General features: G+C 64.7%; 8 protein-coding genes. 6 read left to right on the forward strand and 2 right to left on the reverse strand.

The window, feature by feature from the left end; all coding sequences use genetic code 11:
* Positions 1–13 precede the first annotated feature (13 nt).
* The 5 genes from kdpA to AC3WTO_RS30310 all read left to right on the forward strand — a co-directional run bounded on the left by kdpA (position 14) and on the right by AC3WTO_RS30310 (position 7,846).
* Positions 14–1,723 (forward strand): potassium-transporting ATPase subunit KdpA, encoded by a 1,710-nt coding sequence (kdpA, locus tag AC3WTO_RS30290; RefSeq protein WP_492464699.1) that lies wholly within the window; start codon positions 14–16, stop codon positions 1,721–1,723.
* Between the two features lie 12 nt (positions 1,724–1,735).
* The gene (gene kdpB / locus AC3WTO_RS30295; protein WP_492464698.1) at positions 1,736–3,775 is read left to right on the forward strand and encodes a potassium-transporting ATPase subunit KdpB; all 2,040 of its coding nucleotides are present in this window, start codon (positions 1,736–1,738) and stop codon (positions 3,773–3,775) included.
* A 2-nt stretch (positions 3,776–3,777) separates the two neighbouring features.
* Positions 3,778–4,347 (forward strand): potassium-transporting ATPase subunit KdpC, encoded by a 570-nt coding sequence (gene kdpC, locus AC3WTO_RS30300; RefSeq protein ID WP_492464697.1) that lies wholly within the window; start codon positions 3,778–3,780, stop codon positions 4,345–4,347.
* 98 nt (positions 4,348–4,445) lie between these two features.
* Positions 4,446–7,157: a DUF4118 domain-containing protein gene (locus AC3WTO_RS30305; RefSeq protein WP_492464696.1), complete on the forward strand. Its 2,712-nt coding sequence runs from the start codon at positions 4,446–4,448 to the stop codon at positions 7,155–7,157.
* Positions 7,154–7,846, forward strand: a complete 693-nt coding sequence (locus AC3WTO_RS30310) for a response regulator (RefSeq protein WP_492464695.1) — start codon at positions 7,154–7,156, stop codon at positions 7,844–7,846. Before AC3WTO_RS30305 ends, AC3WTO_RS30310 begins: the two co-directional genes overlap by 4 nt.
* Here the strand turns inward: AC3WTO_RS30310 and gcvA are convergent.
* The gene (gene gcvA, locus AC3WTO_RS30315; protein WP_492464694.1) at positions 7,819–8,790 is read right to left on the reverse strand and encodes a transcriptional regulator GcvA; all 972 of its coding nucleotides are present in this window, start codon (positions 8,788–8,790) and stop codon (positions 7,819–7,821) included. The genes AC3WTO_RS30310 and gcvA overlap by 28 nt on opposite strands.
* Before the next feature lie 110 nt (positions 8,791–8,900).
* Here gcvA and AC3WTO_RS30320 point away from each other — a divergent pair, with 110 nt between their 5' ends.
* A complete protein-coding gene (locus AC3WTO_RS30320) occupies positions 8,901–9,080 on the forward strand; it encodes a hypothetical protein (RefSeq protein ID WP_492464693.1) in 180 nt (59 codons plus the stop codon).
* A gap of 102 nt (positions 9,081–9,182) precedes the next feature.
* Here AC3WTO_RS30320 and AC3WTO_RS30325 read toward each other — a convergent pair whose 3' ends face one another.
* Positions 9,183–9,893 carry an ABC transporter ATP-binding protein gene (locus tag AC3WTO_RS30325; protein WP_492464692.1) on the reverse strand — a complete coding sequence of 237 codons (711 nt, stop codon included), beginning with the start codon at positions 9,891–9,893 and terminating at the stop codon, positions 9,183–9,185.
* Positions 9,894–10,073: the final 180 nt, after the last annotated feature.

Below are 10,073 nucleotides of genomic sequence, written 5' to 3' on the forward strand. Positions count from 1 at the left end.
AAAGAGTTCCGCCATGTCTTTGATCGGATGGCTGCAGATCGGCCTGCTTTTTCTCGTCACATTTTTGCTGATCAAGCCGCTCGGCTTGTTCATGGCAAAAGTCTTTTCCAACGAACGAACCTTTCTCTCTCCCGTGCTTGGCCCTGTCGAGCGCGGCTTTTATGCTCTGGCTGGCGTTGACCCGAAGAAAGAGCAAGGCTGGCTGGCCTATGCGTTTTCGATGATCGCCTTCAGCATCGCCGGCCTGGTGGTGCTCTACGCCATCCAGCGGCTGCAGGCCTACCTGCCCTACAACCCGCAAGGCTTTGCCGGCGTTGCGCCGGATCTTGCCTTCAACACCGCCGCCTCTTTCGTCACCAACACGAACTGGCAGTCCTATGGTGGCGAGACCACCATGAGCCACTTCACCCAGATGGCCGGGCTGACCGTGCAGAACTTCGTTTCGGCGGCCAGCGGCATCGCCATGGCGCTGGCGCTGACCCGCGCCTTCATCCGTTCAAATGGCACGACCGTCGGCAATTTCTGGGTCGACCTGACCCGTTCCACGCTCTACGTGCTCTTGCCGATTGCCATCGTCATAGCGATCGCCTTCGTGGCCATGGGCCTGCCGCAGACGCTCGACGGCTCGGTGACCGCGACCACGCTCGAGGGCGCCAACCAGACCATTGCGCTCGGACCGGTCGCCAGCCAGGAAGCCATCAAGCAGCTCGGCACCAATGGCGGCGGCTTCTTCAACGTCAACGCCGCGCATCCGTTCGAGAACCCGACGGCGCTGTCGAACTATCTCAACATCCTCGCCATGCTGATGGTGACGGCAGCACTTGCCTACACCTTCGGCCAGATGGTCGGTGATCGACGCCAGGGCTGGGCCTTCGTCGCCGCGATCGCGATCCTTCTGATTGCCGGCGTTGGCGTCATCTACTGGGCCGAGACCCAGGGCAACCCGATCCTGACCGCACTCGGCCTCGACAACGCGCTCGGCAACATGGAAGGCAAGGAAGTGCGCTTCGGCCAGGCCATGACTGCCGCCTATGCCGCCGTCACCACCGGCATTTCCGATGGCGGCGTCAACGGCATGCATGGCTCGTTCACCGGCCTCGGCGGCCTCATTCCGATGTTCCTGATGCAGCTCGGCGAAGTGCTGCCTGGCGGCGTCGGTTCGGGCCTCTATGGCATGATCGTCTTTGCCATCCTCGCCGTCTTCGTCGCCGGCCTGATGGTCGGCCGCACGCCCGAATTCCTCGGCAAGAAGATCGAAGGGCGCGAGATGAAATACGCCATGCTGGCGGTGCTCATTCTGCCCTTGTCGATCCTCGGTTTCAGCGCCTTGTCGGCCATGCTGCCATTCGCTGTCGCTTCGATCAGCATGAGCGGTCCGCACGGCCTGTCGGAGATCCTCTACGCCTACACGTCGACGACCGCCAACAACGGCTCGGCCTTCGGCGGCCTGACGGCGAACACGCCCTGGTACAACACCACGCTCGGCATCGCGATGCTGCTCGGCCGCTTCGGCTACGTCGTGCCTGTGCTCGCCATCGCCGGCTCGCTGGTCGGCAAGACCAAGACGACCGCCTCGGCTGGCACCTTCCCGACCCACACGCCGCTGTTCGTCGGCCTGCTCGTCGGCATCATCCTCATCCTGGGCGGCCTACAATATTTCCCGGCTCTCGCCCTCGGCCCCATCGTCGAGCATTTCGCGATGCTGGCCGGCCAGACCTTCTAAAGGACATTTCTCATGTCGACCGCAATCCAACACAAGCTCTTCGAGCCGACCATCCTGTGGCCGGCGCTCGGACAGGCCTTCGCCAAGCTGGCGCCGCAGAAACTGATGCGCAATCCCGTCATCTTCGTCACCGAAGTGGTGGCGGCGCTGGTGACGCTGATGTTCCTGCGCGATCTCGTCATCGCCGGCGGCAAGCCGCTGTTCTCCGCTCAGATCGCGGCATGGCTCTGGTTCACCGTGCTGTTCGCCAACTTCGCCGAAGCAGTAGCCGAAGGCCGCGGCAAGGCGCAGGCCGACAGCCTGCGCCGTACCAAATCGCAGCTCACCGCCCGCAAGCTGATGTCGGAAGACGGGCTGGACGTCGCCAGCATCCCCGCCACCGACCTCAAGGTCGGTGACATGGTGCTGGTTGAAGCCGGCGAACTGATTCCGGGCGACGGCGAAATCGTCGAAGGCATCGCCTCCGTCAACGAGAGCGCCATCACCGGTGAATCCGCTCCGGTCATCCGCGAATCCGGTGGCGACCGCTCCGCCGTCACCGGCGGCACGCAAGTGCTGTCCGACTGGATCAAGGTGCGCATCACAGCGGCACCCGGCTCGTCCTTCGTCGACCGCATGATCGCGCTCATCGAAGGCGCCGAGCGCCAGAAGACACCGAACGAGATCGCGCTGTCGATCCTGCTGTCGGGCCTTACTCTGGTGTTCCTGATCGCGGTGGCGACGCTGTGGGGCCTTGCCGGCTATTCCGGCACCGTGCTTTCCATCACCGTGCTGGCGGCATTGCTGGTGACCCTGATTCCCACCACCATCGGTGGCCTGCTGTCGGCCATCGGCATCGCCGGCATGGATCGCCTGGTGCGTTTCAACGTCATCGCCACCTCCGGACGCGCGGTGGAAGCTGCCGGCGACGTCGACACGCTGCTGCTCGACAAGACCGGCACCATCACCTTCGGCAACCGCATGGCGACCGAATTCCTGCCGGTGCCGGGCGTCCGCGCCGAAGAGCTGGCCGAGGCCGCCATGCTGGCGAGCCTTGGCGACGAGACGCCGGAAGGCCGCTCGATCGTCGCGCTGGCGACCGGCGAATTCGGTGCCGCGGCACCGACCAGACAGCCCGATGCGATCGTCCCGTTCGCGGCCGAGACCCGGCTGTCGGGCGTTGACCTCGGCGAGCGCCGCCTGCGCAAGGGCGCGGTCGATTCCGTGCTCAAGTTCACCGGACTGGACGAAGCCCGCGTGCCCGCAGCTTTCCGGCAGGCTGTGGAACTGGTGGCACGCACTGGCGGTACGCCGCTGGCTGTCGCGGAGGGCAACAGACTGCTCGGCGTCATCCACCTGAAGGACGTGGTCAAGCCCGGCATCAAGGAGCGCTTCGCGGCGCTGCGCGCCATGGGCATCCGCACCGTCATGGTCACCGGCGACAACCCGGTCACCGCGGCGGCGATCGCTTCGGAAGCCGGTGTCGACGACTTCCTCGCCGAAGCGACGCCAGAGCAGAAGCTCGGCTACATCCGCAAGGAACAGGAAGGCGGCCGCCTGATCGCCATGTGCGGTGACGGCACCAACGACGCGCCGGCGCTTGCCCAGGCCGATGTCGGTGTTGCCATGCAGAGCGGCACCCAGGCCGCACGCGAGGCCGCCAACATGGTCGATCTCGATTCCAGCCCGACCAAGCTCATCGAGATCGTCGAGATCGGCAAGCAGTTGCTGATGACGCGCGGCTCGCTGACCACCTTCTCGATCGCCAACGATGTCGCCAAATATTTCGCCATCATCCCGGCGCTGTTCGTGGCGACCTATCCGGCGCTCGACAACCTCAACATCATGCGGCTGACCTCACCGGAATCGGCAATCCTGTCGGCGGTGATCTTCAACGCACTGATCATCATCGCGCTGATCCCGCTGGCGCTGAAGGGTGTCGCCTACCGCCCTGTGGGTGCCGCAGCGCTGCTGCGCCGCAATCTCCTCGTCTACGGCGTCGGCGGCCTCGTCCTGCCCTTCGCGGGCATCAAGCTGGTCGACATCGCCGTCTCGGCTCTTCATCTGGTGTAATCATGACAAGCAATCTCCGCCCCGCCATTGTGATGATCGTGCTGTTCACGATCCTGCTCGGCATCGCCTATCCACTCGCCATCACCGGCGTCGGCCAGATCGTCCTGCCGGCGCAGGCGAACGGCAGCCTGATCCGGCAGAACGGAACCGTCATCGGTTCCGAACTGATCGGCCAGAACTTCACGACGGATCGCTATTTCTGGCCGCGCCCGTCGGCGATCGGCAGCACGCCCTACGACGCCGGCAATTCCAGCGGCTCCAATTTCGGCACCACCTCCCAGAAACTGAAGGACCGCGTTGCGGCCGACATCCAGCGCCTGAATGGCGCGGGCATCGCCAGCCCCGTGCCGACCGATGCCGCCACCACGTCCGGCTCGGGTCTCGACCCGCACATCTCGCCGGATTTCGCCCGTGATCAGGTGGCACGCGTCGCCAAGGCGCGTGGCCTGCCCGAAGCGGATGTGACCAGGCTAGTCGATGAAACACAGGAAGGCCGATTGCTCGGTCTGATCGGCGAGCCGCGCGTCAACGTGCTGAAACTAAATCTCGCGCTCGATCGGCTAAAGTCCTAAATCTGGAGCATGATCCCGCGAAGTCGCAGACTTCTCGGACAGGAGCATGCGTCGAGGAAAGGGAGATGGGGCGGAGTGCCAACATTCCGCTCCGGTGAATGGCAGACAGCGACCGTCATCGAGAAAAGCGCGCCGATCCTGACGCGCTGCTGGCATTGGCAGGCGCCCAGGGGCGCGGTCGGCTGACCGTGTTCCTGGGCGCTGCGCCTGGTGTCGGCAAGACCTACGCCATGCTGTCGCGCGCGCGCCGCTTGAAGGAAGACGGCACCGATATTCTTGTCGGCCTTGTCGAGACGCATGGGCGCGGCGAAACCGCGGCGCTGCTCGAAGGGCTGGAAGTGCTGCCACTGCGCAGCATCGCCTATCGTGGCCGCACCATCGATGAATTCGATCTCGACGCGGCACTGGCACGCCATCCCCACACCATCGTCGTCGATGAACTGGCGCACACCAATGCGCCCGACAGCCGCCACCCCAAGCGCTATCAGGACATCGACGAGCTGCTCGCCGCCGGCATCAATGTCTGGACGGCGCTGAACATCCAGCACCTGGAAAGCCTGTCGGACGTCGTCACCCAGATCACCGGCGTGCCGGTGCGCGAACAGATCCCCGACACGGTGCTGAAGAAAGCCGACGAAGTGCTGCTGGTGGACCTGCCGCCGGCGGAACTGCTGGAGCGGCTCAAGGAAGGCAAAGTCTACCTGCCCGCCAATGCGGCGCGCGCGGCGGACTCCTTCTTCCGCCTCGGCAATCTGACGGCGCTGCGCGATCTGGCGCTGCGGCGCACCGCCGACCGCGTCGATGACCAGATGGTCGACTATCTCAAGCAGAACGCCATCGAAGGGCCATGGCCTTCGGCCGAGCGGCTGCTGGTCTGCATCGGGCCGGACGCGCTGTCCGAAAAGGTCGTGCGCATCGCCAGCCGGCTCGCCTCCGGCCTCAACGCACACTGGATCGTCGCGTCGATCGAGCCCGTGGACCGCGCCGTCGCCGACCAGGCGGGCGAACGCCGGCTGGACGACACCTTCCGCCTCGCCGAACGGCTCGGCGCCGAAACACGGCGCGTGAAAGGCAGCGATTTCGTCGAGGAGATCCTGCGGCTGGCAAGGCGTGAACACGCCACACAGATCGTCATCGGCGGGCGCAGGCAGTCCTTCCCCTGGCGCGTGTTCCGTCGCTCGTTGCCCGACGCCTTGATGGAGAAGGCTTCGGGCATCGGCGTCTATGTCGTCACCGGCGACGATGCGATGCCGCCGCCGGCCACACCGGTGAAGCGGCGGCCGCTGGCGCTTCGTCTCGCCCGCGAAGTCGGCACCGCCGTCGCCACGGTCGCGGCCGCGACCGGCTTCGGCCTCAGCATCGACGAATGGTTGCGTCTGCCTAACATCTCGATCATCTATCTGCTGGCGGTGCTGGTCTCGGCGATCAGCAGCGGCTATCTGGCGGCAGTTGTTGCCGCGCTCGGTTCGGCCATCGCCTACAATTTCTTCTTTATCCCGCCTTTCTACACGCTGACCATCGCCGAACCGCACGAAGTCTTTGCGCTGTTCGTCTTCCTGGCGGCGGCCATGCTGACTGGCGGCCTCACCTCGCGGCTGCGCGAACAGGCCAAGGTATCCGGCGAGCGCTCCGTGACCACACAGACGCTCTACGAGTACTCGCGCAAGCTTTCGGGGACCGCCAAGCAGGACGACGTGGTGTGGGCTACGGTTTCGCAGTTGCAGGGCGTGCTGTCGCGCACGGTGGCACTGCTGTTGCCAGATCAGGGCGAATTGCGGCTGCAGGCATCCTGGCCACCGGACACCGAACTCGGCGTCTCGGACATGGCGGCCGCGCGCTGGGCCTATGAGAAAAGCGAGGAGGCCGGCAGCGGCACCGGCACCTTGCCCAACAGTGCCTTCCGTTTCATTCCACTGATGAGCCCGCATGGCGTCGTCGGCGTCTGCGGCATCCAGCAGGACGGCGAGTTGCTGGATGGCACCGAAGACAGGATGCTGAACGCCATCCTCGACCAGTCGGCCGTGGCCATCGACCGGGCGCGCCTGTCCAAGGAAAGCCTTCGCCAGGCCACGGCGCTGGAAGGCGAGCGTTTCCGCTCGGCGCTGCTCGCCTCGGTGTCGCACGACTTGAAGACGCCGCTTGCCACCATCACCGGCGCCATCACCAGCCTGCGCGAGCTCGGCGACCGGATGGACAAGCAGAGCCGTGACGACCTGCTCGTTTCGATCGACGAAGAAAGCGCACGGCTGTCACGCTTCCTGGCCAACCTGCTCGACATGACACGCATCGAATCCGGCTCGGTCGAAGCCAAGCGCGACTGGGTCGACGTGTCCGACGTGATCAACTCCACCGTCGAGCGTTCCCGCAAGGTGTTCCCGGGCCGTATCGTCGAAACGCAGCTGGCGCCGGACCTGCCGCTGATCCGTGGCGACAGCGTGCTTCTGGGTCAGGTGCTGTTCAACCTCGTCGACAACGCCGACAAATATGGCGGTACCGAACCGATCCGCATCTATGCGCGGCGCGACCAGAATGAACTGGTCCTGTCGGTGGTCGACATGGGTAAGGGCATTCCGGAGAAGGATCTCGAACAGGTGTTCGAAAAGTTCTTCCGGCGCGGCAAGCCCGACGGGCGTGCGCCCGGCACGGGGCTCGGCCTGCCGATCGCACGCGGCTTCGTCGAGGCGATGGGCGGCACCATCAGGGCCGAAAGCCCGGCCCAGAAACGAAAAGGCACACGCATGATCCTGCGCTTCCCGGTCGAAGACATGCCTGTCGAAGATGGGCCTGTCGAAACGGAGACACTGTCGTGAGCGGCTTTCGCGTCCTGGTGGTCGATGACGAGCCGCAGATCCAGCGTTTCCTGCGCCCGGCGCTGACCGCCGCCGGCTATGAGGTGATCGAGGCCGGGACCGGCGCTCAGGCTTTGAGGGCGATCGCCACGGCGGCACCCGACCTAATCATCCTCGATCTCGGCTTGCCCGACATGGATGGCAAGGATGTGGTGAAGAATGTGCGTGGCTGGTCCGAATTGCCGATCATCATCCTTTCTGCGCGCGACCGCGAAAGTGAAAAGATCGCCGCGCTCGATCTCGGCGCCGACGACTACATCGAAAAGCCGTTCGGCATCGGTGAGCTGACCGCGCGCATCCGCACGGCGCTGCGCCACCGCACCCGCGAAGATGGCGGTGTGACCGAGATCTCGGTCGACGGTCTGCACATCGACACCGTGCGCCGGCTGATCACCCGCAGCGGCGCACCGATCCATCTGACGCCGAAAGAATACGACCTCGTGCTGATGCTGGCGCGCCATGCCGGACGCGTCGTCACGCACAGGGCGCTGCTGACCTCGGTCTGGGGGCCAGCCCATGCCGATGACCTGCACTATCTGCGTGTCTTCGTCGGCCAGGTGCGCGGCAAGATCGAACGCGATCCGTCCGCGCCGGCGATCATCCGCACGGAGCCTGGCGTTGGTTATCGTTTCGTCGGCGACGAGAACTGAGATCGACCCGATGTACCGACTATGACGGCTGGGCTGCGAGCTTCGGCATTTGCCCCAAACGATCGTTCGACCTCGGCCAACAGCCAATCGCGGAAAGCCTTGATCTTGGGCACATTGCGCCGCGAGGTCGGATAGACCAGCCAGTAGGAATGGCCATCGTCGCCGACGAGGTCGAAGGGCTGGATCAGCCGGCCACTGACGAGTTCCGCCTGGAAAAGTTCGCGGGTCAGGATGGCAACGCCGTGACCGGCGACCGCAGCGCTTGCCTCATACATCTGCGCGCCCATGCTTGAGGCTGGCCGCGAAGCAAGCTCGCCGGCGTCGACACCGGCCAGCCTGAACCATTCCTTCCACCAGATGTCACCGGGGTCCATGATCGGTAGGCGAAGCAGGTCTGCCGGCTTGTTCACGCCGCCGATGCTTGCGGCGAGTGCCGGGCTGAGCATCGGCGTGAAATCCGCCGAAAACAGCTTGTGCGTCTCGGTGCCGGGCCATTTGCCATTGCCGGAACGAATGGCGATGTCGACGTCCTCGCGCGCGAAATCGATCAGCCTTGTGGAGGTGTCGAGGCGCACGGCGAGCGAAGGGTAGGCCATCTGGAAAGCGCCGAGCCGCTGCGCCAGCCAGTTGGAGGCGAAGGTCAGGATCGTGCTGACGCACAATACCCCCTCTGCGCCGGAGCGAGCAGTTGAATAGGCCTCGCCGATGATAGCGAAGGCATCGGTGATCGCTGGAGCCAGCCGCTGTCCCACGTCGGTCAGCTCGATATGGCGCGGATGGCGCAGGAAAAGTGGCGCGCCCAGACGCTCTTCCAGAAGCTTGATCTGATAGCTGACGGCAGCTTGCGTCATGCCGAGCTCGCGCGCCGCCTTGGTGAAGGACAGATGCCGTGCAACTGCCTCGAAGGCACGGGTGGCGGCGAGAGGCGGAAGCTGAAAGCTCATAAGCTCTCTTTATAGGTCATGATCGACGTTCGATTGGAAACAAAGGCGTATCGGCACGACATAGAGCCTCACGGATCAGATGTATCTAGGCATACCGGAGGCGTTCCGCCATGACAACGACACAGCAATTGATGTTTTCGGTTTCAGGACACCACTGGCTGTCCTGGCTGACCGACGGGTTCGGCCGTCGCAAGAGGGCGCATCTCGATGTCAGGGAATTGTCACCACACCTGCGCCGCGACCTCGGCCTGCTCGACGGCAATGACCCTTGCGGCCGCTGGCAAAGCTGAACGGTGATTGAGCAGGAGCTAGCTTCGGCCAGCGTAACCTCGATCGTTAACGCTGGCCTCACCTGCCTGCCGGCATCCATACCGGAGCGATGAGGCCCAGCGCTACCCTACACCGACATAACGTTTGACGGCTGCGGGATCAGCACGCAACGCCTCGGCGGTCATGGTTTCGCGGTTGCGGCCGTTCTCGATGAAGGCGACGCGATCGGCGACGGCAAGCACCGCTTCCACCCGCTGCTCGACCAGGATGGTCGAAACACCGAGGCCGCGCAACTTGGCGACCGTTTCGCGTATCTTGTCGATCATCGACGGCATCAGTCCCTCGGTCGGCTCATCCAGAAGCAGCACCTGCGGCTCCAGGCAAAGCGCGCGCGCCATGGCCAGCATCTGCTGTTCGCCACCCGACAGTGTGCCGGACCGCTGCTTCAGCCGCTCGCGCAGGCGCGGGAACAGCTCCAGCACGGCTTCGCGTGTCGCCGCGCCCTTGCCGCGCGCCATCAGGCCGATCTCAATGTTTTCGGCGACCGTCATCTCCGCGAACAACCGGCGGCCCTGCGGCACATAGGCAATGCCGGCCTTCGGAACTTCGTGCGCGGCCAGCACCGTCAACTCGCGACCCTCCAGGCCGATCGAACCGGCCGCCGCTGGCACCAACCCCATTATTGCCTTCAGCGTCGTCGTCTTGCCGGCGCCGTTGCGTCCGAGCAGGCACAGGACCTCGCCCTTGTTCAGCACGAGGTCGAGCCCGTGCAGGACCTGCACTTCGCCATAGAAACAATCGAGGCCCTTGATGGTGAGCAGCTCAGCCCGCATTTCTCACACTCCATGCGGTCTGCGTTGCTCGTTGGGCGAGGTGGATACGGCGTCGAGTGGCGAAAAGCGTATAGAAACATACGGTTGAACCACTCGACGCCGCAGACGCCCGCCGAAAGGCAACCCGGAGGGCCGGTTGAAGAAGCCGACAGAGTGCGTCGCCGTGCTTGCGCGATGCCC

The sequence above is a fragment of the Mesorhizobium sp. EU05-FHT14A09 genome, from assembly GCF_058790995.1.